Source organism: Chryseobacterium carnipullorum (genome assembly GCF_003815695.1).
GTDB classification, from domain to species: Bacteria; Bacteroidota; Bacteroidia; order Flavobacteriales; family Weeksellaceae; genus Chryseobacterium; species Chryseobacterium carnipullorum.
The window spans coordinates 5256968-5278645 of record NZ_CP033920.1 but is presented as its reverse complement, the minus strand read 5'-3'; the positions used below and the strand labels follow the sequence as shown (position 1 = coordinate 5278645).

The following is a 21678-nucleotide window of genomic DNA, read 5'->3' as shown; positions in this document are numbered from 1 at the left end:
AAATAAAATAAAATGTCAGAAATAAAGAAAAGACTTTCTTCCATTCTTGAAAGTCCGAAACATAACACAGAAGAGAAACTAGAGAAGGTATGTCACTTGTTGGATCAGGAAATTTCTTACTTCAACTGGACCGGATTCTACTTTAAAAACGGAGATAAAGATGAACTGAAACTGGGTCCTTACGTGGGAGCTCCTACAGATCATACCATCATTCCTTATGGAAAAGGAATTTGTGGGCAAGTTGCAGTTTCCAATGAAACCTTCGTAGTTCCGGATGTTCATCAGGAGAGCAATTATTTAAGCTGTTCTATTGATACAAAAGCTGAAATTGTAGTTCCTATCTTCAAAGATGGCCAGAATGTGGGTCAGATCGATATCGATTCGCATACGGTAGATCCGTTTACAGATGAAGACCGTGAACTTTTGGAATGGCTTTGTCATGAAGTTTCCAAAATTTTGTAATTGAAATTTTAATAAGAAATATAAAATATGAGCTCCGATTTAAAATCGGAGCTTTTTTTGTGTAAAGGGTTGTTGTAAGAGATGGTTGGCAGAGGGGAGAAGAGAGTGGGGGATGACCACCCCGTCAAAAATTCATTGAATTTTCGCCACCCCTCCAGGAGAGGGGAATTTTAGGCAGAAGAATTTGTCATGATGAACATCTTTCATTTTCGCACAACTTAAGTGATCTTCTTTTCAAAAAGCTTTTTAACTTAAGAATAACTGAAGTGTCTAAAAAAAACTCTTGTGTTAAAAAAATCAACGTTGCATTGCATGAATTTCATCCAGTAATTCTTTAAAATAATTTTCACACTTTGCAATATGGGTTCCGTACCAGGAAAACGCTTCTCCATCTACAATCATTATCTTCTTATCAGGATAGAAAGTCTTCATCTCCTCTATATGTTTTTCTTTGAAAGGGAAAGGTTCAGAAGAAAGCATAATAACTTCTGCATCAGCAAGGTCTTCCATTTGGATTTCAGGATAGCGCGTTTGATCCTTAAAAATATTTTCAAAACCTATCTCTGCCAGAATTTTATGAATGAAAGTATCGGAACCTATCGTCATATAAGGATTTTTCCAGATGAGGTAGGCTGCTTTTACCGGGAAATCAAGTTGAGCCTGCTGTAAAACATCGTAGATCTTCAGGTTAAACTGTTGGGCTCTTTCCTCCTTATTAAAGATATTTCCGAGTGTTTTAAGAAGGTAGTAATTGTCTTCAATATTTTCCACATTAGTCACAAGTACCTTAAAATCGGCCATTAATGCTTCTACCTGTTCTTTGATATTTTCTTCTCTGTTGGCCAGGATAATATCCGGTTGTAAAGTTTTAATCTTATCAATATTGATGTTTTTTGTGCCGCCGATAACCGGTACATTTTTTATTCTATGTTTAGGATGGATACAGAATTTTGTTCTGCCGATGACTTCATGTTCAGTAAGGCCAAGATCAAATAATGCCTCTGTAATAGACGGAACTAGGGAAATGACTCTCATATTAAATTTAAAATGATTTGTTGTTTATTCAAATTTAAAAATATAAAACTCTTCAGGCGGCAGCCAAATAATGCTTTAGAGATTATTTGATTTCCATAACCGGACCTTGATTTTTTTTACTGAAAACAAATTTTTCTCTAAGGTTAGTCGTTGGTACTTCAAAGAACTTATAGATTATGATTGAAAATATAATCGTAAGTGCCCAATAGAGAAAATAAAAGACAGGCAATATAATATTATAATTAGTTGTAAAATCTGTCCAGGGAATACTTTTTAAAATAATTCCTTTGATAAGTGCCATATGCGTTAAATACATGGAGTAGGAGATCAGGCTAATAATAGTGATCAGATTTCCTATCTTGTATTTTGATTTTTTAAAATTGGAAAGGAAAGGAAGCAGTAATAGTGTAGCTATTGAGGTCAGGCTGTATTCAAAAACAACATTATAAAGCAGCAATGGCTCAGGAAACATATTTGAAACAAAAATCCACTTTTGAATTAAAAATATAGCGATACCGGATATGAGTAAAATTGTTGGGATTGATTTCCATAATTTAGAGTAATAATAGCTGAAATATGCTCCAATAACGCCATACATGATACTATCCAGTCTGAAAAGTACCTGATGATTAAAAGATAATGCCTTTTGAAGATCTTTTTCAGCATAAATCATATACCTCAAAAAACTGATAAAAAATAGAATGGTTAAAGCTGTGATCAGCACTGAAATTTTAGGCTTTAATTTAAAGAAAATTGTCAGGATAAAAATCAGAAAAGGAACTGTAAGATAAAACCATTCTTCTACACTCAGGCTCCATGATTCTGTGAAATAATCAGGAGTAGGATAATAAAGGTTCTGACAGAAAAAATAGTAATTTTTTATAGTTCCAAAAGAGAATTTGGGATCTGTGAAAGTATAGCAAATAGTGAGAATTGTTAAAATTAAAAAATAAGCAGGTAAAGTACGGAACCACCTTTTGACCCAGAAATCCAAAAGTAATGAAAATCTGGGGGTATTGTTTTCAAGCTGCTTAATTAAAATACCACCGATCAGAAATCCACTTAAAACAAAGAAAATAGTAACTCCATCAAATGTGATATATGTAAAAAAGCGATCTACCTTTTCCGAAAATATAAATCGTCCGTGAGAGATAATTACGGTGGTAATAGCAAAAAATCTTAGTATGTCCAGTCCAAAAATTCTGTTGAGGCTTAGTTCTTTAGAAAATAATGAATACAGGCTATCTAATTTAATTATACTGAATTTATTTTTCATTCACTTGTGTTTGCTGATTGTTAAGAAATAATTTCCAAATAAACTGAATTTATGATAAATCTTTATTTAATCGTGTTGAATATTACTTACTTGTAGTTGTTTATTTTTATTTATTGCAGATGTTGTTTTGAATTATTTATTTTTTTGATAATTGTTAAAATATCTAGCATTTATTTAAAATTACAAAAGTTTTCCTGTTAAGAAAAGTCCGGCTACGGAAAAATAAATAATAAGACCGGTAACGTCTACCAGAGTGGCTACAAAGGGAGCAGAAGAAGTAGCAGGGTCCAGGTTTAATCTTTTCAGAATAAATGGAACCATAGAGCCTGAAAGTGTTCCCCAAAGAACGATCATAACGAGAGAAACTCCTACGCTTAAACCCACATAAGGCCAGTACATTCCATAATTGAAGAATCCTGCCTCATGCCATACCATGATCCTTAAAAAGCCGATGACACCAAGAATACTCCCAAGCGCTAAACCGGTAAAAATCTCCTTTTTCATCACATACCACCAGTCTTTAAGACCGATTTCCTGAAGAGCCATCGCACGGATAATAAGCGTTGCAGCCTGAGAACCGGAGTTTCCTCCACTGGAAATAATAAGGGGTACAAAAAGGGCAAGAACCACCGCCTTTTGAATTTCATCCTCAAAATATCCCATCGCAGAAGCAGTAAGCATTTCAGAGAAAAAAAGAATGATCAGCCATGTTCCTCTTTTTTTGACCATTTCCAAAAGAGAAGTCTGCGTGTAAGGATCATCAAGAGCTTCAAGACCCCCGAATTTCTGAATATCTTCTGTGTTTTGCTGTTCGATCTGGTCCAGGATATCATCAATAGTTACGATGCCTACAAGAACACCAGCTTCAGTAATAATGGGAAGCGCAGTTCTGTCATATTTTTCAAAATAGGTTACTGCGTCTTCCTTTGAAGTGGTGGTCATGATTGCGACAAAGTGATTGTCCGTCATATCCGAGATCAGAGTATCTTCTTCAGCCAAAAGAAGGCTTCCTAAAGCAATATCATCAATCAGACGGTTTCTTTCATCCACTACGTAAAGATGATTCATGGTTTCCACTCTTTTCCCGACCTTTTTGATCTGCTGAAGACATCTTTTTACCGTCCATTCTTTACGGATCTGGATGTAGTAAGGAGTCATCAGACGGGCAATAGAGTCTGAATCGTAGCCCAGAAGCTTCAGGGCAATTCTTCTTTCCTGAGGATTGAGATGATTAATAGAGTACTTGATCAGTTCATCCGGAAAATCTTCAAAAAGAGAAGTTCTGTCATCCGGAGTCATCCCGTTCAGGATCTCAGAAACCTCTTCGCTTCCGATACTTCTGATAGTATCCTCCTGAAAGTCAGGGTCAAGGTGAGAGAAAACGTCCGCTTTGTATTCTTTCGGAACCTTCAAAAACGCAAGAAGCCTCTCGTCAGCAGGAAGGCTGCTAAGAGTTTCGGCAATGTCGGCGGGATTGAAGATAAGTTCGTCTCTGGAATTCAAAACGTGAATTTTTTGGATATGCAAAAATAATTCAAAATTTTAAGACTAAAAAAGAAACGGGCAAAATTAAGGATTAATTAAAGTGTAAAGTAGAATTGAACGTCCTTTACAGTGAAAAAAAACATCTGCCGGAGCAGATGTCAAAAAATTAAATTTTAAAGCATAAATACCTATGTTATTTCAAGAATAGGTCCGCATAAAGGATAGTAGGGTGAGGGCATACACATTCCTCCGTCACAGCATTCCTGGAATCCACACTGATTGTGGATCTGGCATTTTTTTATCATACCGCCACCCTGGATTTCCTGTTTTTGTTTTCTGTTCAGTTTTTTTAGATTTTTCATATTAACTGGTTTTAATCAATACAATCATATTCCATACAAAGGCCTCGACAGCAAAAACCTATGAAGCATGGTCTGGTTTCACTGCATTTGTTAATACCTCCGCCATTGATTTGTCTTTGCTGATCTCTGTTGAGTTTTTTCAATTTTTTCATACGAATAATTTAGATCATTACCTATAAGATTAAAATTCAATGCATGCATATTCTTTGCAAACGCCATCACAGCACCATCCAATACTGCAAGGCTTTGTTAGGCTGCACTTGTTAATAGCACCTCCATTAATTTGTCTCTGCTGCTCTCTGTTGAGTTTTTTTAAATTGTTCATACTGTATAAATTTTTAATTTGTTGAACTAAAATAGTAAAAAATATTTAATTATTCATCAAATGGTGAAAATATTTATCTAGTAATCAGTATGTTTGGATGTTGTTTTAGTTTTGTGAAGAGATTTCCCTGCGCAGCAGAATTGACATTTCACGCTCAAAGAATATTGGATGTTTGTGAGTCGTCAAAGATAATTTTTACCATCGTCCAAATTGACAATTTCCCTGCACAGCAGAATTGCCCATTCACGTTCAAAGAATGTTGGATGTTTGTGAGTCGTCAAAGATAATTTTTACCATCGTCCAAAATTGACGATTGCCCTGCGCAGCAGAATTGCCCATTCACGTTCAAAGAATGTTGGATGTTTGTGAGTCGTCAATGATAAATTTTACCATCGTCCAAATTGACAATTTCCCTGCGCAGCAGAATTGCCCATTCACGTTCAAAGAATGTTGGATGTTTGTGAGTCGTCAAAGATAATTTTTACCATCGTCCAAAATTGACGATTGCCCTGCGCAGCAGAATTGCCCATTCACGTTCAAAGAATGTTGGATGTTTGTGAATCGTCAATGATAAATTTTACCATCGCTCAAAATTGACCATTAACTTGCAAAGCAAAATTCACTTTTCACCTCTAAAGCTCTGCTCCTTCCGAATGTTTAAGTTTCCGTAGTTTTTTCAGAATGCCTTTTATGGCGCCATCGGTACCGATCTTTATAGAATTTTCCGTAGAACCCAAGAGACGCATATTTTTTCGGTAGGTGTCATAATCCGTCTCAGTAACCAGATTTCCTCCTGCATCGAAGAGTTTCATGCTTACCACGACCTGATTGGAAAAGACATACTTACCAATGCCTACCTTAAAATATCTTACTTTGGGAACAATGGCAAAATCAGCATCGTTATTGACACAGTAATCGGTGATGGTTTGTTTTTCTATGCTGTCAAAAGGGATCTGAACCTCGGCTCTGAGCATTTTATTTCTTCTTCCGCTGAAATTATCAGAAACAGCGCTGAAGAAAGCGTGATTGGTAGGTTCTTTAATTTCTTCAATATCAGGTTCTACCTCGGGATTGAAGTATAAGATTTTTTTTACTTTGTTATCTGCATTTTTCTGTGCTTTCACTGAAATAACACCGATCAGTAAAAAAGAACTGAGTGCTGTAAAGAATATAATTTTTCTCATTTGTAATTCGTATGCAAAATTACTGCCTTTTCGTTGGATGGCATACAATTTATTAAGAAATTTTTAACATTTTTTTCTATCAAATTTGATACATGAAATCAATAATGTTTTGCTGAATTAAAAAATAGTTGTAATTTTGCAGCCGTTACATAATAATCATTAAACAATATTGGAATGTACTTAACAACAGAAAAAAAGCAGGAAATTTTCTCAAAACATGGAAAATCTGCAACAGACACAGGAAGTGCTGAAGGACAAGTTGCTCTTTTCACTTTCAGAATCAATCACTTATCTCAGCATTTAAAGGCTAACCGTCACGATTTCAACACAGAGAGATCTCTAGTGAAATTGGTAGGTAAGAGAAAAAGTTTACTAGATTACCTTAAAAACAAAGATATCGCAAGATATAGAGCAATTATTGCTGAACTAGGTTTAAGAAAATAATCTACAAAGATTTTCAAAATAAAAGCAATCTCGAAAGAGGTTGCTTTTTTTATATGCCTAATTTTTATCTTTTCCAATTTTCCCCAAATGGGTATTCTGAAAGCTGTCCGGGTATTTCAGTCCGTAGCCTAAGATCCGGTCAAATGAAGAGTGGGAGAAAAGGATGGCTCCAATCATTTGTACATACGGTAAATGAAGGGCTATTCCGGTAATATATATAAGGATGGCCAATCCCAGATGATGAAAGAGATTATAGAAAAATGCTCCGGTTTTGCTGTTTACCGCATATCCCAGCATGGAAATATCAGGAGCAAAAAACAACGCTGCAAACCACCACCACGAAAGTTCAGTCCGCTCAAAAGCAAACACTCCCAATACCAAAAAGGCAAAATACTCTAGCTTTAGCTGAATCTTCATAATCAAAAGATAGTAATTACCGGATAAGTACTTTATTCCTTGTAAAAGTTACATCTTAAATCATACCTAAAAACAAAAGTGAGACATTTTAAAAATATCTCACTTTATAGTATTGATTAAAACAGTGTATTATTTAAGTGTAAATGGTCAATTTTGCAGGGCAGTAAAATTCACCATTGGCAATTCACCATCTTTTATTGGCCGGTTTAATGTCCCGATTTAGCGTCAGTAGTTTCCACATGTCCTAAGTATTTCGTGCAATACGCTCCGAAAATCAGGATCACCAGATAGCAGAATACAGGAATAATAAATGAGTGCTGTACCCCGAACTGATCGGCAAGATATCCCTGGAAAATAGGAACGATAGCACCCCCCAGAATAGCCATCACCACTAATGAAGATCCTTGGCTGGTATATTTACCCAAACCGGAAATTGCCAACGTATAGATATTGGAGAACATGATAGAGTTAAAGATCCCAATTCCTAAAATACTGTACATCGCCAGCTCGCCATGATTCACCATTGCAGAGATTAGAAGCACCACATTCACGGCTGCAAAAATAGACAATGTTCTTGCCGGAGCTGATTTACCGATAAAGAACGCCACAAAATTAAGCGCGATGAATACTAAGAAAAAGCTGATCTGTGAAAAGGTCAGGTCTACGATACTGAAAATAACCAGGAAAACAGCGGCGGCGGCTCCCAGCATATAGATTGCTTTTTTGCTTTGGCTTAAGGATTGGTTTAAAGAAATAGCCCCAAGAAAACGTCCGATCATGGCACCTCCCCAATACAGCGAAAGGTAATTTTTACTGATAATTTCATTAAAACCCATGATCTGTGGCTGCTCCAAAAAGCTAATAATAAAGCTTCCTACCGCTACTTCTCCACCTACATAACAGAACATGGCAAAAACACCAAATTTAAGATGACTGAACTTAAGAGCACCCCAACCTTTTACAATCTCTTCTTCCTGGGTCTGGAAAGAAGGAAGTTTGACTCTTGAAATCAATAAAGCAACCAATAAAAGAATTCCCGCAAAAATCAGATAAGGGATTCTGGTGGCTACTGCGCTGAAAGAACCGTCCGGAGCAGAGAAAAATTCAAAAATCAAATGTCCTCCCAATACCGGTGCAATGGTTGTTCCGAAAGCGTTAAAAGCCTGCGTCATATTCAGACGGCTGGATGCTGATTCTTCGCTTCCAAGTAAGGAAACGTAGGCATTTGCGGTGATCTGAAGTACTGTAAAACCAAGTCCAAGAATAAACAAGGCACCCAGAAATAAAGGATAATAAGAAAAAGTTGCTGCCGGATAAAACAGAATACAGCCAAAGGCCGCGAGAAATATACCGAACATAATTCCTTTTTTATAACCTGCCTTATTAATAGGATCTCCTTTGGTAATAGAAATCAGGAAATAAATCAGTGAACCGATAAAATAAGCCCCGAAAAAGCAGAACTGTACCAGCATCGATTCGAAAAAGGTGAGTTTGAAAAGCTGTTTCAGATAAGGGATCAGGATATCATTCATACAGGTGATAAATCCCCACATAAAAAAGAGCAGTGTGATCGTGATTAACGGGATCGTATAATTTCTGCTCTGTGTTTTTACTTCTTTATTGATCATAAACATTTATTTATTAGAAAAGAATTGTTAAGCTCTTTCAGTTGGTTTCGTCTGCTGCATATATATTTTGAGAAGCGTGGCAAATATAAGGCAGTCGCCTGTTTTTCTGCAACTTTTCAGGTGTTTTTTTCTGTAAATCGGTGGTCTTTGTGAAGATAAAAATAGTATTTACTTTTTTTGAGACAATAATACGAAATTGGTCGGATTCTTTGATGAATTTTCTTTGGAAAAAATCTTTTTATTGATGAAATATGATAAATAAGTTGAACATTTTGTAAGTAATTCTTACTTCATCGATAAAATAGGAGAGGAAAATCTTATAATCCCGCCTGTTATTTCTGAGATTGAAAATTTAATATCTCATTATTATACGTTATCTTTGCAAACGAAAATTTAGACGAACTATCAATAATTAAAGCACTCAATACGGAGTGCAACACAAAACAATTTATGAGTATACCTCAAGCAATTACAGAAACGATTACTCTTGCAGACGGCAGAGAAATTACAATTGAAACAGGAAAATTAGCAAAACAGGCTGATGGTTCTGTAGTCGTAAAAATAGGTGGGACCATGCTTTTAGCAACGGTGGTAGCCAGTAAAGAAGCCAAAGAAGGAGTAGATTTCCTACCCTTAACCGTAGATTACAGAGAAAAATTTTACGCAGGAGGTAAAATTCCTGGAAATTTCTTTAGAAGAGAAGCGAGACCGTCGGATCAGGAGATCTTAACGATGCGTTTGGTGGACAGAGTTCTTAGACCATTATTCCCTGAAGATTTCCATGCGGAAGTTCAGGTGATGATTTCATTAATTTCTTATGACGGAGAGTCAATTCCTGATGATTTAGCAGGTCTTGCAGCATCTGCAGCAATCGCTATTACAGATATTCCTTTCAACGGACCAATGTCTGAAGTAAGAGTGGTAAGAATCAACGGAGAACTTTCTGTGAACCCTAATTATGCAGATCTTAAAATTGCCGACCTTGACATCATGGTAGGAGCAACGAAAGATTCTATCGTAATGGTAGAAGGGGAGATGAAAGAAATTTCTGAGCAGGAAATGCTTGAAGCGATCCAGTTTGCTCACGTAGAAATCAAAAAACAAGTTGAAGCTCAGGAAAGATTAGCTGAAAAAGTAGGTAAATCATTTCCAAAAAGAGAATACAGCCACGAAAATCACGATGAAGCCATCCGTGAAAAAGTGTGGAAAGAAACATACGATAAAGTATATGAAGTAGCGAAAACTCCTTCAGGAAAAGAAGAAAGAGGTGAAAAATTCAAAGCTGTTTTGGCTGAATTTTTAGCTCAATATGTTGAAAATGCTGAAGAATTAGAAAGAGTAACCCCTTTCGCCAAAGTATATTTCCATGATGTAGAGAAAGAAGCGATGCGTCAGATGATTTTGAATGATAAAATCCGTCTTGATGGTCGTGATCCTGAAACCATCCGTCCAATCTGGAGCGAAATTGATTATTTACCTGGAGCTCACGGTTCTGCCATCTTCACAAGAGGTGAAACTCAGTCTCTAACTGCGGTAACGCTAGGTTCTGTGAAAGATGCGAACATGGTAGACAGCGTAATGGTCAATTATGACGAAAGATTCTTCTTACACTATAACTTCCCGCCGTTCTCAACAGGTGAAGCAAGACCTTTAAGAGGGACTTCAAGAAGAGAAGTAGGACATGGAAACCTGGCTCAGAGAGCTTTGGCAAACATGATTCCTGAAGAAAACCCTTACACCATCCGTATCGTTTCTGATATTTTAGAATCAAATGGTTCATCTTCTATGGCCACTGTTTGTGCAGGAACTTTAGCGTTAATGGATGCAGGTATTCAGATTACAAAACCAGTTTCCGGTATCGCAATGGGATTGGTAACAGACGTTAAGACTGGAAAATTTACGGTTCTTTCTGATATCTTAGGAGATGAAGATCACCTGGGAGATATGGACTTTAAAGTAACCGGAACAGCAGACGGAATTACCGCTTGTCAGATGGATATCAAAATCCAGGGACTTTCTATGGATATTATGGAGAAAGCGCTTTTACAAGCTAAAGACGGAAGATTACATATCCTTAATAAAATCACTGAAACCATTGCAGTACCAAGAGAAGACGTGAAACCTCACGCTCCGAAAATGGTAATGCTTGAGATCTCTAAAGATTTCATCGGTGCTGTGATCGGACCTGGTGGAAAAATCATTCAGCAGCTTCAAAAAGATACAGATACGGTTATTGCTATTGAAGAAGTAGGAGAAATCGGAAGAATCGAGATTTCTGGCGTAAGCAGAGAGAAGATCAATGCTGCAATCGCTAGAATCAACGAGATTACATTTGTACCGGTAGTAGGGGAAGTATATCAAGGAAAAGTGGTTAAAGTAATGGATTTCGGAGCTTTTGTAGCCATTGCAAAAGGAACTGAAGGATTACTTCACATTTCTGAAATCGAATGGGCTCGTCTTGATAAAGTACCTTACAACGAAGGAGACGAAGTGGAAGTGAAATTCATGGGTTATGATGACCGTAAGAAAATGAAACTTTCAAGAAAAGTTTTGTTGCCAAGACCTGCAAGACCTGAGTCTAAACCAAGACCTGAAGGGCAAGACAGACCTCAAGGTGACAGAAGACCAGAAAGACAGGACAGACCAGAAGGGGATAGAAGACCAGCTGATCAGGCTCCAAAGGAAAATCAAAATCCTTCATCTGAAGCTTAAGATTTAACATCTTAAATAGATATAAGAAATCCCTCAATTTGAGGGATTTCTTTTGATTTAATAATAAGTAGTAAAACCATGAAATAGGTTTCTGTCTTTTTTAAGCAAAGTTTTTACCTAATCCTTTCTTTTTACTGATTAGATCAAGAGAGGCTGTTGGTATACGCAAAGCGCGCAAAGTTTGAAAAATGTTGATGTTTTTAAGACGCAGGACAATCGAAGATTTTCAGCAAAGTTTAGCAGATTTTACTTGTTGTTTATTTTGCTGATCATGTCGTTGATAAAATTTTTATCATCAGCTTAAAAGATAACCTATACCGTTTTAAATAATGTATCTACCTGCTTTTTTGTGGCTGCGTCAGGACAGATTCTATAAAACTCATGAAGCAGAGCTACCGAAGATGGTTTTCTGGGATAGTGATTGTTCTGAAGGAAATGCCTTAATGCCTTATTTACCTGCTCTTCTCCAAGCAGTTCACTTAATCTAACCATTGCTACAGCGCCTTTTGAATACGCTATATGCGGAAAATCACCTGTTGCTTTATAGATAGGCACATTTTCAGAGAGTCCCTTTTCATTGTCGTAGATTTGCTGATGCATGGCGATCCTTTCTTTCATTTTTTCGGTGCCGTGCATTTTTTTATAAAGCATCATTTCGGTATACATGGCCAGCGTTTCCGTAAGCATGACGTTACCTTCTCTGTCATCCGGATCGATTTGGCTGTTTCCCCACCACAAATGGGAAAGTTCGTGTCCTGCAAGTTCATTGATAACATCCTGCTCTTTATCAGCATTGATATTGGCATGGAAAATCATATCTTCAGGCATAAAGATCGCCGATGGATACGCTGTTGCTGCAAATCCTCTGGTAAAAGATGAGACTTCAGCAAAACTGACTGTTTTAAAAGGATATGTTCCAAAATTCTGTTCACAGTAATCCAGCGTAATTTTTGCGTTGTCAAGAAGATGGTCTACATTTTCGAAATGTTTTTTGTGGTAGAAAATATTCACTGTAATGCCTTTATACACCACACTTTTGGTTTCATAATCTGCAGACGACACTGCAAAACGGAACGGAATACTTTCCGCTTTGTACTGAAAATAATTTCGTCCTGACTTTTTCCATTTTTTAACCAGATCTCCGGTGCCAATAGCGGTCTGGTTGTCTTCCGTGGAAACCGTCATATCTAAATGGATAAAATTCTTTTCAAAGATTCCCGGATCTTCCGGTTTTTTTAATTTTGGAAGTTTTGCGAGGTGATTTTCCTTTCGCAGTTGTTCATCCTGAATTTCTTCCCCTTTCTGATATCCGATCGTAGGATAATATCTGCTGATTCTCATAAAGGAACCGTTTTCTATAATGGCATTAAAGGATTGATGCCCATTCACAGCATACCATTTATACGAAAGTTTAAAATTCAGGTAAGCTTTTTCTCCAGATTTAATAGGTTTCTTTATCTTAACTTCTGAGGTGTTTTTATTTAATTTTATTATTTCAGAACCTGCACTGAAAATAGCGGATTCAATCTTGAGATCCGGATTAAAATTAATGAGGATTTTGTCAATAGGATGATCCGTAAAGTTGGTCAGGATATACTTTCCAGAGATCTGATATGAATTTTCTGAAGGATATAATGCAATTTCCGTAGTCACATCGGTAATTTGTGGCTGAGGAAGATTTTCATATTGTTTACAGTCATTTTCGTACTGAGCCGCTGCTGAGATTGTTTGTTCTTCATTTTTCGGAATATAGCCGTGCATGAAAAATGTTCCTGCGTAAATTCCTGAAATAAGCAAAAGAAGGCCGGGAATAAAGGTAGTCAGATTAAATCTTTTCGCTCTGACGATAGTATTGATCATCCATAAAAATGAAATCAATCCGGCTCCGAATAAAAGTCTTTCTGCAAAAGCATAGGTATAGACTCCATATCCGCTGAAGTCGCTGTAACTCCCTTTAAAATCTGAAAATATTCTGAATAGAGGATAGGGAATTAATTTCCCGGAAGCAGGACCCGTCAGCAGAAATATGATAAGAACGCAAATCCCTAGAGCAATAAATTTATTCCGGATATGATGATTGATGAACAGCAGGAGTCCTGAGAAGAGAATCAAAGGAAAGGTGTTGAAAAGAAAGACACTCAGATAAGCATTCCAATCGATAGGGAAATACTGATAAGCCGCCTGAAATAGTATACCTTCAGTAATTAAGATCATGGTAAAAAGAAAAAGAAGAGCACTGATAGAAATGAAATGCCCTGCCGCTTTGCTTTTTGAAAAGAAAGTACTGTCTTCGATCAGAGAAAATCCGGAAGAACGACTCCTCCCATATAAATCATTAATAAAATAAGCGGCAAGAAGAAATCCAAACAGCGGAAAGTTTTCTGAAATAGTGGTGGCCATGAGACCGGAACTGGCATACTTCTGCGGAAGACGGATTCCTTTTTCAATCTCCGCATACATTTCCATTCCTACGAAGAAAAGCAGAAGTATTGAAACTGCAGGAATACTGATGCTTCTGAAAAGATAAAATAAATCAATCTTTGCAAAGGAAAACATGGAGCGGAGAGCATTTTTTTTACCAAAACCCAATTCTGATATCGAATAGTGGGCCGAAGAAATGCTTTGGTTTTCAGCACAGGAAACTGCTTTTTTTACTTTTTGTTTTGAAACCGATGAAAAAAAAATAAACGGTAAGTAATCAGAAGAAATAGAGCAGCCATCGTGAGAAAAACAAGTCTGTTGATGAGTAAATATCCTGTCATATATACGATTGAAGTGTTTTTTTGATGAACAGAATACGTTCTCGCTTCAAAGAAATAAGATGACAATCCAAACGGATCTGCAAGGGCGGAAAATTGCTGGATCTCAACAGACTGAGGTAAACTTCCTGCCATAAAAGGCGAATTGGAAAAGACTAAAATGACCATATACAGAACATAAAGCAGAAGCCCGCCTACGACAGTCAGTAATTTTTTCTTCGCTGTCAATGAAATGAAAAATAGAAAACTGCATACAAAAAAACAGTTAATGAGACCAAAAATAAGCACAGGATACAGGTAATAGCCTCCATTGAAATAGCTCTGCATTTCACTTCCTGTCCGCAGGATCTGGCCTGAAAGAAAACCTGCCATTAACAAGAAAAAACTTAAAAAAGTCTGTAGAAAATAGATGCTGAATTTCCCATTTATATAAGTCCATCTAGACAAAGGAAATGAAAAAAGCAAAACATCAAATTTTGAATCTGAGTCTTTGAAAAGCAGCTGTACCGCAAAAATAACCGCAATAAATATAATGGAAAGACTCATCATTCCTGTCATAAAACCAATGGTATACGGTGAGTTCAGATAGATTCCTTCCCCTACAGTGAGATTGAATGTATTGCCGCAAAAGCCTCCGATACCTATCAGAATAAAGGCTATAAGATAAGCTGGCCAGTGCTTGGTGATGCGTCCGGCTTCAAATAAAAATAGGGTGTTCATGATTAAGGTTTTTGGGTGAGAGTATGGAAGTAAACGTGTTCCAGAAGGGGAGTGACAGCATTGAAATCTCTTGGCTGTTCTTCTGAAAATACAGTAATGTGGAGTTCTCTTTCGATCAGCTGGCGGCTGATGATGTCATAACAGGAAAGGTAATTTTCCAGTTCGTTTTTGTCAATTGGTTTGGACCAGATTCTGTTTTCCAGTTCGGAAATGAGTTCCGCCGGTTTTCCTTGTCGTAGAATCTGTCCATTATTCATAACAGCCATTTCCGAGCATAAATTCCGGACATCTTCCACCAAATGGGTTGAAAGAATAACGATAACCTCTTTGCTGATGTCATTCAGAAGAGAATTGAAACGGTTACGCTCTTCAGGATCAAGGCCAGCAGTCGGTTCATCTACAATAATGATCTTGGGATTCCCCAAAAGAGCCTGTGCCACCCCGAAACGCTGTTTCATGCCTCCGGAAAAAGTATGAACTTCTTTTTTTCTGAAATCCGAAAGATTGACTTTTTCAAGAAGACTCAGGATTTGTCCTTTACGCTCCGTACTGTTGGTAATTCCTTTTAAAACAGCGATATGCTCCAGAAGATCATACGCGGAAACTTTCGGATAGACGCCAAAATTCTGGGGAAGAAACCCCAGATTCTGTTTAATGAAATCAGGGTCTTGGGAAATATCTGTTCCATTGAAAATGATCGTTCCTGAAGTGGGTTTCTGCAGTCCAACGATGGTTTTCATTAAAGAAGATTTTCCGGCTCCGTTCGGCCCAAGTAAGCCAAACATGCCATTGCAGATCTCAAGCGATATCTCTTTAACCGCCTGATAGCCATTTTTGTAAATGAGGCTGAGATTGTTGATAGATAAAGTATTCATATGATAAGGTTGGGATAATAGAAGGGTAGGGCAGACCGTTGTGGTTGCTTATTTGTAGATATTAGATTTCAGATATAAGATATCAGACGTCAGATTTTAGGCTGAGGGAATGAATGTCAATGGTGAATTTTCGAGACAAGAGACAAGAATCAAGATTTTAGATACAGGACGATGATTCATTAGCTTAATGACTACCCAGCTAATAACCAGCAACTGACAACCAAAATTCATCCTCAAACTCTCCGATTCTCAAACACGAAACACGCACCCTATTCCCTAAACTCCAAAATATCTCCGGGCTGGCATTCAAGAATTTTGCAGATCGCTTCCAGGGTATCGAAACGGACCCCTTTGGCTTTTCCGGTTTTAAGAATGGAAAGGTTTACAGGGGTAATTCCTAATTTTTCTGCCAGTTCTTTACTCTGCATTTTTCGCTTGGCTAGCATGACATCTAAGTTGACTATGATCGGCATTATATAAATAGGTCTTGTTCGTTTTGCAAATGTAGTCCTTGCTTGAAGATATTCGCAAGAAACAGACAGAAAATTCCAAGCATAAAGTGAATAAACACCAGTCCCCAGATCATACTTTCTACTTCCACAAAGAAACTTGCTATGATAACTATCGGAAGTGGAATGAAAATATTATACAGGTAAAATCTCGTAAGCTGAAGTATATTTTCTTTTGTAAACAGTTTTGACTGAAAAAATACTTTGAAAACCTTTGCTGAAAGCCAGAAAAAAATCCCGTAGGAAATTAAAACCAATAAGAACGAGAAGATGATATAAGAGCAGTTACGTTCAATATTCAGAAACGGCTGCTCTGTAAAAGGATAGTTGATATGCAAGAACATATTATCCTTATACGGGGTAATTGCAAAACCGGTGAGCAGGCATACCATTGAATAGACTAAAGTAATCAGATAACCTGCGGAAAGCACAATGCAGAGATAATACAGAATTCTGGAAATAATTTTGGTCTGGTTCATGGCAATAATTATTTAACTATTGCAAATGTATAATTAATTATCGTAAAACAATAATTATTTTAAATAAAAAAATATTTACTGAATCTTAAATGGAATTTGAAAATGAAAAAATATGCGTTGTTTACTATGTTTTTTGCCTAAATTTAAATGATAAAATTATTTCTCATGGCATATAATATTGAACTGGCGGACAGAGTTCGTGAACGGCTTTCGGAAATTTCTGATCTTGAAATTAAGGAAAAGAAAATGTTCAGTGGATTAGCATTTTTGGTCAATGATAAAATGTGCATTAATATAAGCCATGATAATCTTATGTGCCGTTATGATCCTGATCTGGAAGAGGAAGTTTCAGAAAAAATAGGTTTTCTTCCCATGATCATGAAAGGAAAGCAGCTCAAAGGATATTGCTATGTGGAACCTATAGGATTTCAAAAACAGGCTGATTTTGAATTCTGGATAAAAATAGGCCTGGATTACAATGCAATAGCTAAAGCATCAAAGAAAAAATAACCTTAATATTCCTAATTTTTTTAAACCATTAAGGTGAAATTGAGTAATTAAGAATATTAAGATTTAACAATATAATTTTTCACGGATCTCTATTAAGATTTTCTCCGTCTTATTTATATCCGGATAATCGGGGAGAGTAGAAACTGAATGATGAAGTTCTATAGACTCTATCAGATTTTCAGCTTTCTGCATGACGGCTTCATAAGACCAGTTTCCTGCTTTTATATCTAATAACTCATCCCGATTTTCTACACGAATATTTAAGGAATTTGTTTTGAAAATCTGTTCACAAGACTGTAGCAAACGAATGGTGTGCATCATGTTTTTGCTGTCGTAGTTCTGGCCATGTTCCTGATTGACATTATAGCGGTCTTCGTTACGTTCAGAAACCCATTTCCAGTATTCTTTATAATCTTTACAATAGGTGGAGTAGGCATCAAGGTTGCAGTACAGATAAGCGGTTGGTTTTTCATCTTTAGGAACGGAAGACAGAGAAACCTGATTGGCTTCCTCATGCTGTATGATTCCCTTATAACCCAGGCTTCCTGAGTCATCATAAAAAAGGGCATGCATTCCTTTGGTATTCCCGATATTGGTAAGTCCACACTTTTCCTGAACTTTACTATTTTCTGAAAGCCATTTTTTAAGAGGAACTGATCCCGGGCCGTAGAGAATATAACAGAAATCAAGAACCGATTTTCTTTCTTTTTCTATGGGATTAAGGATCTTTTTGTTGAGCCCTTTGGCTTTTTTTATTTGTGAAACAGCGTATCCTGCAAAGGTATCTTTACATAATTTAGATAAAAAATCCTCAGGACGAAGCAGGTCCATCAGTGGTTTTTTTTGAAGAATACAGTCTTCCGGACTTGCCAGCATTTCCAGAATATTGGGATTGTTTTTCTGCAGAAGTTCTACCAATCTTCCGATCTCATAATAGGTAATATCATTGGTTTCATTAGAAATCTGCGGGATATAGTTCAGGCCGAAAAAAACTTCTTTCGGCAGATAATAAACCCCACGGATATCCGTATCCGAGTTTTCTGTGGCCAACCCGAAAGCGCGGCTTCCTGAGATGGCTTCGAAGAGGATGAGGTTGTTGGATTTTAAGTCTTGGATGGTCATGGTTGAAATTGTTCAGTAAGATAAAAAACAGTGTCGATGAAGAATAAATTTCCCTGAAAAGTAAGAACATTTTCATCATGTAAATCTTCAAGGATAATTCCTAATTCAGGATGGTTGTAATCATTATTCCTATGATTAACAAAACCGTTGGAAAGCAGAAAAAGTTTTACATGTTCTAAATCCGTAAGCTTATCGGATTCTATAAAATCTTGTTCCACAACAGCATACAATATGTTTTCAGATTCATGGAAACCAATAAGTTCGTAAGCTGTATCAGGAAAAAAATAATTATTCAAAAGAAGATTGTTCAGGTAATCCAGCCATTTTTCATAATAAATCGAATCGTTGAGCTTTATGACCTTGTAATTATTGAATAAATATACTTTTTGTTCTGCTCCGGAAGATACAAAACTGCTGATGTCAATGGTATCTATCCAAAAATTATGCTGGTTACAATATTGTTTTAAGAGCGCTGCTTCTTCACTTTTGACCTGCTTGCCTGTTCCAGACGTTTTGCCTGTGCTTTTGCCTGCTCTAAGGTAATGGGAGACTTTTTGGATAGCATCTCCATGCCTAACCTGGCTCTTTCCTGAAATGATATTTTGTAATTCATCTTTCATGTAATTTATACAAAGTTACTAAATTTTTAAAACCGTAAAATACGATTGTTATAAGGAGTATATGAGATATGTTTTTACATTCATTCGTTTCATTTTATATGAACCCCCAGTAATTTTTCTGTCTGTCTTTTATTTACTTTTCAGGATACTGTTCAAAAATAATCTATAATCTTCTCTTATCGGTATTTTTGTTTCGAGATAAAGTTCATTTCTCATACATTCCAAACTCAACTGTGTTACAGGATTAAAACCTTGCTTAACTACTTCTTTGGAATACATTCCCACACCACGTTTCTGCCAGACAGGGAGATCATTATAATTGATCCCGAACTGATATAGCAGCTCATTTTTATCAGATTGCGACATTTTTTCAATTTTTGTAGCAGCCTGTTTAGCTGTGAAATTATTTTTTATCAAAGTCCAATAACAATAGGCAGAAAGAGAATTTCTGTGAGAATCTTCCTGTCTCCAGCAAAAGTAATCGAGAATCATATCATGGTTAGGAATGGCAATCGTTCTACAGTCGAAAACACCAATCTGCTGAAACTGTAAACTGAAGAATGCGCTTGCCTCTCCTGCCAAAACCGAGTTAAATTTTCTTACTTTTCTGCTGAATGTATTTTCATCCTTGTGGATCAACAGTGAAATTTCATCGCTTTGTGTGTAGCCGTAGATGACTCTAAATCCCACCATAAAGAGATGTTGCATGGTTGCTGCCATTGCAAGATGAAATCTTTCATCGAAAGGCTTTTCAAGTTCCAGCTTTTCTTTGGTCAGTTTTGTAAAACCTTTTCCGTCTAATCTCACAATAATAAAATTCTCCGGGAGAATATACTGCTCAGATAAGGCTTCGTTTTTTCTCATTAAAACTTCAATTTCTTCAAACTTCATAAGTGGTGATTATAAATTCATTATCGATAATGTTTACAGTCCGGATATGATCAAACCCTTCCTCATGCAGAGGCTTTTCCAATTCCTTATATTTTGTTTTTATACCAGCTTCATTAATGGATTCCTTTCGGTTTTTATTTCTTTCCAAAGAATTCTGAATAGTACTTTCAAAATAATATCCAATAATCTCATATTTGTTTTGTTTGGCCAGTTCAATATATTTCTTCCTGCCTTCCTTTGTAACATTTGTATTGTCAATAACCATTTTGGATTGCGTTTCAAAACAGTACCGAAGTAGTTTTCCTTCCTTATTTCTCGTATTGAGAAGATCCATGCTTATTCTGATATGAGAATTGAAAAAAAACTCCTTATATAAAGAACTTTTTCCACTGGCTGGGATCCCGATGAAAATAATCATTTCCATTATTATTAAATAGTTAATTCAGTTGATTAAAAAGAACTCCGGAAACCATTAGTTTTCCAGAGCCTTAATATAATGAAATACTTTATCGCTCCATCCATTGATCTCTGCAGTCCAGTTTCCTGTTTTTATACCGTGGGTATGGGTTGAGATATCAATGATATATGAGGTTTTATATGGTGAGGTATCCGGTTTTCTGACCAGACCGTAATGAGCGTCGATATCCTGACTATCAGAAATAACGACCAGTCTTTCGGCATCTTTTGCATAGCCATTTTCCTTCAGCCATTCACAAAGCTGATACGTAAAAATACCTCCACCACCCATTTCCATAGCGATTTTGCTATAATTGGTGAATAGTCCCAAACCTTTGGATCCGTTCCAGATCATATGCTTACCCATTCTCTCAGCATCGCTTCCGGCAGTAAATACAAGGATAAGATCTTCAAAAATATACGAACCTGCAGCGGCCATAGCAAATGCAAGATCCATTCTTGAAAACTTGGAATTGGACGAGGTTATCCTTCCCATACTTCCGGAAACATCGATAGCCAGAATCGTAGTTCCTGTAATCTTCTCCTGGACGAAACAGTTTTTCATGGCTTCATCAATAGCTGCGGTATAATCCGGAGCATTTCTCTGAGCGGCCAGAAAGTTCAATGGGGTAAGCCAGTAACTCGCTACCTGCGATATGGCAGTTCTTATATCGTTTCTTGAAAGTCCTGCTTCAGTCATATTTCTCAGGTTCCTCAGGATGGCCAGAGAACCCAGACTTTTTTCAGCGATCATTCTTTCAAAAGTCTCTTTTTTATCAGCACCTTGTGACAGGGCTGTTTCCCAAGTATTGGCAGGCTGTAGAGTATCTTCCACAAGCCCTTTCAGAGCCAGTTCATTTTTTTTGGTTGGTTTTGGATGTACAAGATTCACAACGTCTACCAGAGAAACATCCATATTGCTTTTTCTATATTTCGCGATCTGGTATTCATCGTAGTTATCAAAAGCTTTTGCAAGACCTTTTTTAATCGACTTGGACATTTTATACGAACCGTTTCTTACCTTCAGCATCTGAAGAACGTCAATGGTCATATCCGGTCTGTTGGCAATTTTAGCCAAAGCATCTTTCACAGAAACGTCATGAATTTCACTCGCAAGAATCAACAGCCATAGCGGGGTATGTCTTAATTTTTGTTCAAAACGGCATTCCAGAGCCAGTTCGATGATTTTTTCTCCCTCCACCTTATAGCAAAGGTCTTCGATCTGTTTCATGATCTCGTCTGCAGGCTGATAATAATCGGATTCAAAAAGCATATTGGCCAGTGTCACCCTTCTCAGCAACTCATCTTCTGAATATTTTCCTGCTGTATCTGTCAATTTTCCAGCGATGATGCCGAAGTCAAACCCAGTTTTTCTTGTGTTAAATTTTGACATATTCTTAGTTTTTT

The 21678-nt window shown here is 36.8% G+C and carries 23 protein-coding genes; 4 read left to right on the top strand and 19 right to left on the bottom strand.

What is annotated here, in order from left to right:
- Positions 1-12: 12 nt before the first annotated feature.
- Entirely contained in the window at positions 13-462 is a 450-nt protein-coding gene (locus tag EG346_RS23830; protein ID WP_073334067.1) for an XrtF-associated fRMsr-like GAF protein, read from the top strand.
- Positions 463-759: 297 nt separating this feature from the next.
- Here EG346_RS23830 and EG346_RS23825 read toward each other — a convergent pair whose 3' ends face one another.
- The 7 genes from EG346_RS23825 to EG346_RS23810 form a co-directional block, all read right to left on the bottom strand.
- On the bottom strand, positions 760-1497 hold the full coding sequence (locus tag EG346_RS23825; RefSeq protein ID WP_123882374.1) for an ABC transporter substrate-binding protein: 738 nt from the start codon (positions 1495-1497) through the stop codon (positions 760-762).
- Positions 1498-1579: 82 nt separating this feature from the next.
- Positions 1580-2773 carry an acyltransferase family protein gene (locus tag EG346_RS23820; protein ID WP_123882371.1) on the bottom strand — a complete coding sequence of 398 codons (1194 nt, stop codon included), beginning with the start codon at positions 2771-2773 and terminating at the stop codon, positions 1580-1582.
- A gap of 180 nt (positions 2774-2953) precedes the next feature.
- Positions 2954-4276 (bottom strand): magnesium transporter, encoded by a 1323-nt coding sequence (gene mgtE / locus EG346_RS23815; protein WP_073334062.1) that lies wholly within the window; start codon positions 4274-4276, stop codon positions 2954-2956.
- A gap of 170 nt (positions 4277-4446) precedes the next feature.
- The gene (locus EG346_RS24975) at positions 4447-4620 is read right to left on the bottom strand and encodes a bacteriocin-like protein (protein WP_164466289.1); all 174 of its coding nucleotides are present in this window, start codon (positions 4618-4620) and stop codon (positions 4447-4449) included.
- Positions 4621-4631: 11 nt separating this feature from the next.
- A complete protein-coding gene (locus tag EG346_RS24970) occupies positions 4632-4772 on the bottom strand; it encodes a bacteriocin-like protein (RefSeq protein WP_164466286.1) in 141 nt (46 codons plus the stop codon).
- A gap of 29 nt (positions 4773-4801) precedes the next feature.
- Positions 4802-4945 (bottom strand): bacteriocin-like protein, encoded by a 144-nt coding sequence (locus tag EG346_RS25530; RefSeq protein WP_276730182.1) that lies wholly within the window; start codon positions 4943-4945, stop codon positions 4802-4804.
- A gap of 632 nt (positions 4946-5577) precedes the next feature.
- On the bottom strand, positions 5578-6129 hold the full coding sequence (locus EG346_RS23810; protein ID WP_073334060.1) for a pyruvate decarboxylase: 552 nt from the start codon (positions 6127-6129) through the stop codon (positions 5578-5580).
- A gap of 174 nt (positions 6130-6303) precedes the next feature.
- Here EG346_RS23810 and rpsO point away from each other — a divergent pair, with 174 nt between their 5' ends.
- A complete protein-coding gene (gene rpsO, locus EG346_RS23805) occupies positions 6304-6573 on the top strand; it encodes a 30S ribosomal protein S15 (protein ID WP_073334059.1) in 270 nt (89 codons plus the stop codon).
- Positions 6574-6630: 57 nt separating this feature from the next.
- Here the strand turns inward: rpsO and EG346_RS23800 are convergent, their stop codons facing one another.
- Both EG346_RS23800 and EG346_RS23795 read right to left on the bottom strand, forming a co-directional pair.
- Positions 6631-6990 carry a DUF4260 domain-containing protein gene (locus EG346_RS23800; RefSeq protein WP_123882368.1) on the bottom strand — a complete coding sequence of 120 codons (360 nt, stop codon included), beginning with the start codon at positions 6988-6990 and terminating at the stop codon, positions 6631-6633.
- A 206-nt stretch (positions 6991-7196) separates the two neighbouring features.
- Positions 7197-8618: a sugar MFS transporter gene (locus tag EG346_RS23795; protein ID WP_073334055.1), complete on the bottom strand. Its 1422-nt coding sequence runs from the start codon at positions 8616-8618 to the stop codon at positions 7197-7199.
- Positions 8619-9068: 450 nt separating this feature from the next.
- On the opposite strand from EG346_RS23795, the gene EG346_RS23790 reads away from it, so the two are divergent.
- The gene (locus tag EG346_RS23790) at positions 9069-11330 is read left to right on the top strand and encodes a polyribonucleotide nucleotidyltransferase (RefSeq protein WP_073334053.1); all 2262 of its coding nucleotides are present in this window, start codon (positions 9069-9071) and stop codon (positions 11328-11330) included.
- A 312-nt stretch (positions 11331-11642) separates the two neighbouring features.
- Here the strand turns inward: EG346_RS23790 and EG346_RS23785 are convergent, their stop codons facing one another.
- The 5 genes from EG346_RS23785 to EG346_RS23770 form a co-directional block, all read right to left on the bottom strand.
- Positions 11643-13886 carry an ABC transporter permease/M1 family aminopeptidase gene (locus EG346_RS23785; protein WP_228426405.1) on the bottom strand — a complete coding sequence of 748 codons (2244 nt, stop codon included), beginning with the start codon at positions 13884-13886 and terminating at the stop codon, positions 11643-11645.
- 95 nt (positions 13887-13981) lie between these two features.
- Positions 13982-14809, bottom strand: coding sequence for an ABC transporter permease subunit (locus EG346_RS25250; RefSeq protein ID WP_228426403.1), 828 nt, complete (start codon positions 14807-14809; stop codon positions 13982-13984).
- 2 nt (positions 14810-14811) lie between these two features.
- Positions 14812-15684: an ABC transporter ATP-binding protein gene (locus EG346_RS23780; RefSeq protein ID WP_123882362.1), complete on the bottom strand. Its 873-nt coding sequence runs from the start codon at positions 15682-15684 to the stop codon at positions 14812-14814.
- A 269-nt stretch (positions 15685-15953) separates the two neighbouring features.
- Positions 15954-16157 carry a helix-turn-helix domain-containing protein gene (locus EG346_RS23775; protein ID WP_034726695.1) on the bottom strand — a complete coding sequence of 68 codons (204 nt, stop codon included), beginning with the start codon at positions 16155-16157 and terminating at the stop codon, positions 15954-15956.
- Positions 16157-16672 (bottom strand): DUF2975 domain-containing protein, encoded by a 516-nt coding sequence (locus tag EG346_RS23770; RefSeq protein ID WP_123882358.1) that lies wholly within the window; start codon positions 16670-16672, stop codon positions 16157-16159. Before EG346_RS23770 ends, EG346_RS23775 begins: the two co-directional genes overlap by 1 nt.
- A 165-nt stretch (positions 16673-16837) precedes the next feature.
- Here EG346_RS23770 and EG346_RS23765 point away from each other — a divergent pair, with 165 nt between their 5' ends.
- Complete coding sequence (locus tag EG346_RS23765) at positions 16838-17182, top strand: TfoX/Sxy family protein (protein ID WP_123882355.1); 345 nt, start codon at positions 16838-16840, stop codon at positions 17180-17182.
- A 63-nt stretch (positions 17183-17245) separates the two neighbouring features.
- Here EG346_RS23765 and EG346_RS23760 read toward each other — a convergent pair whose 3' ends face one another.
- From EG346_RS23760 to EG346_RS23740, 5 genes are all read right to left on the bottom strand, one after another.
- On the bottom strand, positions 17246-18304 hold the full coding sequence (locus EG346_RS23760) for a nucleotidyltransferase domain-containing protein (protein WP_123882352.1): 1059 nt from the start codon (positions 18302-18304) through the stop codon (positions 17246-17248).
- Positions 18301-18924, bottom strand: coding sequence for a putative polyvalent protein kinase domain-containing protein (locus EG346_RS23755; RefSeq protein WP_123882349.1), 624 nt, complete (start codon positions 18922-18924; stop codon positions 18301-18303). The genes EG346_RS23760 and EG346_RS23755 overlap by 4 nt, the downstream gene beginning before the upstream one ends.
- A 129-nt stretch (positions 18925-19053) precedes the next feature.
- The gene (locus tag EG346_RS23750; RefSeq protein WP_123882346.1) at positions 19054-19815 is read right to left on the bottom strand and encodes a tRNA(His) guanylyltransferase Thg1 family protein; all 762 of its coding nucleotides are present in this window, start codon (positions 19813-19815) and stop codon (positions 19054-19056) included.
- The gene (locus EG346_RS23745; RefSeq protein WP_073334042.1) at positions 19805-20239 is read right to left on the bottom strand and encodes an AAA family ATPase; all 435 of its coding nucleotides are present in this window, start codon (positions 20237-20239) and stop codon (positions 19805-19807) included. The genes EG346_RS23750 and EG346_RS23745 overlap by 11 nt, the downstream gene beginning before the upstream one ends.
- A gap of 48 nt (positions 20240-20287) precedes the next feature.
- Positions 20288-21664: a TROVE domain-containing protein gene (locus EG346_RS23740; protein WP_123882343.1), complete on the bottom strand. Its 1377-nt coding sequence runs from the start codon at positions 21662-21664 to the stop codon at positions 20288-20290.
- Positions 21665-21678 lie beyond the last annotated feature (14 nt).

Coding starts and splice junctions, on each gene's coding strand:
- EG346_RS23830 (WP_073334067.1), top strand. CDS start 13: ATGTCAGAAATAAAGAAAAGACTTTCTTCCATTCTTGAAAGTCCGAAA.
- EG346_RS23825 (WP_123882374.1), bottom strand. CDS start 1,497: ATGAGAGTCATTTCCCTAGTTCCGTCTATTACAGAGGCATTATTTGAT.
- EG346_RS23820 (WP_123882371.1), bottom strand. CDS start 2,773: ATGAAAAATAAATTCAGTATAATTAAATTAGATAGCCTGTATTCATTA.
- EG346_RS24975 (WP_164466289.1), bottom strand. CDS start 4,620: ATGAAAAATCTAAAAAAACTGAACAGAAAACAAAAACAGGAAATCCAG.
- EG346_RS24970 (WP_164466286.1), bottom strand. CDS start 4,772: ATGAAAAAATTGAAAAAACTCAACAGAGATCAGCAAAGACAAATCAAT.
- EG346_RS25530 (WP_276730182.1), bottom strand. CDS start 4,945: ATGAACAATTTAAAAAAACTCAACAGAGAGCAGCAGAGACAAATTAAT.
- EG346_RS23810 (WP_073334060.1), bottom strand. CDS start 6,129: ATGAGAAAAATTATATTCTTTACAGCACTCAGTTCTTTTTTACTGATC.
- rpsO (WP_073334059.1), top strand. CDS start 6,304: ATGTACTTAACAACAGAAAAAAAGCAGGAAATTTTCTCAAAACATGGA.
- EG346_RS23800 (WP_123882368.1), bottom strand. CDS start 6,990: ATGAAGATTCAGCTAAAGCTAGAGTATTTTGCCTTTTTGGTATTGGGA.
- EG346_RS23795 (WP_073334055.1), bottom strand. CDS start 8,618: ATGATCAATAAAGAAGTAAAAACACAGAGCAGAAATTATACGATCCCG.
- EG346_RS23790 (WP_073334053.1), top strand. CDS start 9,069: ATGAGTATACCTCAAGCAATTACAGAAACGATTACTCTTGCAGACGGC.
- EG346_RS23785 (WP_228426405.1), bottom strand. CDS start 13,886: ATGTTTTCCTTTGCAAAGATTGATTTATTTTATCTTTTCAGAAGCATC.
- EG346_RS25250 (WP_228426403.1), bottom strand. CDS start 14,809: ATGAACACCCTATTTTTATTTGAAGCCGGACGCATCACCAAGCACTGG.
- EG346_RS23780 (WP_123882362.1), bottom strand. CDS start 15,684: ATGAATACTTTATCTATCAACAATCTCAGCCTCATTTACAAAAATGGC.
- EG346_RS23775 (WP_034726695.1), bottom strand. CDS start 16,157: ATGCCGATCATAGTCAACTTAGATGTCATGCTAGCCAAGCGAAAAATG.
- EG346_RS23770 (WP_123882358.1), bottom strand. CDS start 16,672: ATGAACCAGACCAAAATTATTTCCAGAATTCTGTATTATCTCTGCATT.
- EG346_RS23765 (WP_123882355.1), top strand. CDS start 16,838: ATGGCATATAATATTGAACTGGCGGACAGAGTTCGTGAACGGCTTTCG.
- EG346_RS23760 (WP_123882352.1), bottom strand. CDS start 18,304: ATGACCATCCAAGACTTAAAATCCAACAACCTCATCCTCTTCGAAGCC.
- EG346_RS23755 (WP_123882349.1), bottom strand. CDS start 18,924: ATGAAAGATGAATTACAAAATATCATTTCAGGAAAGAGCCAGGTTAGG.
- EG346_RS23750 (WP_123882346.1), bottom strand. CDS start 19,815: ATGAAGTTTGAAGAAATTGAAGTTTTAATGAGAAAAAACGAAGCCTTA.
- EG346_RS23745 (WP_073334042.1), bottom strand. CDS start 20,239: ATGGAAATGATTATTTTCATCGGGATCCCAGCCAGTGGAAAAAGTTCT.
- EG346_RS23740 (WP_123882343.1), bottom strand. CDS start 21,664: ATGTCAAAATTTAACACAAGAAAAACTGGGTTTGACTTCGGCATCATC.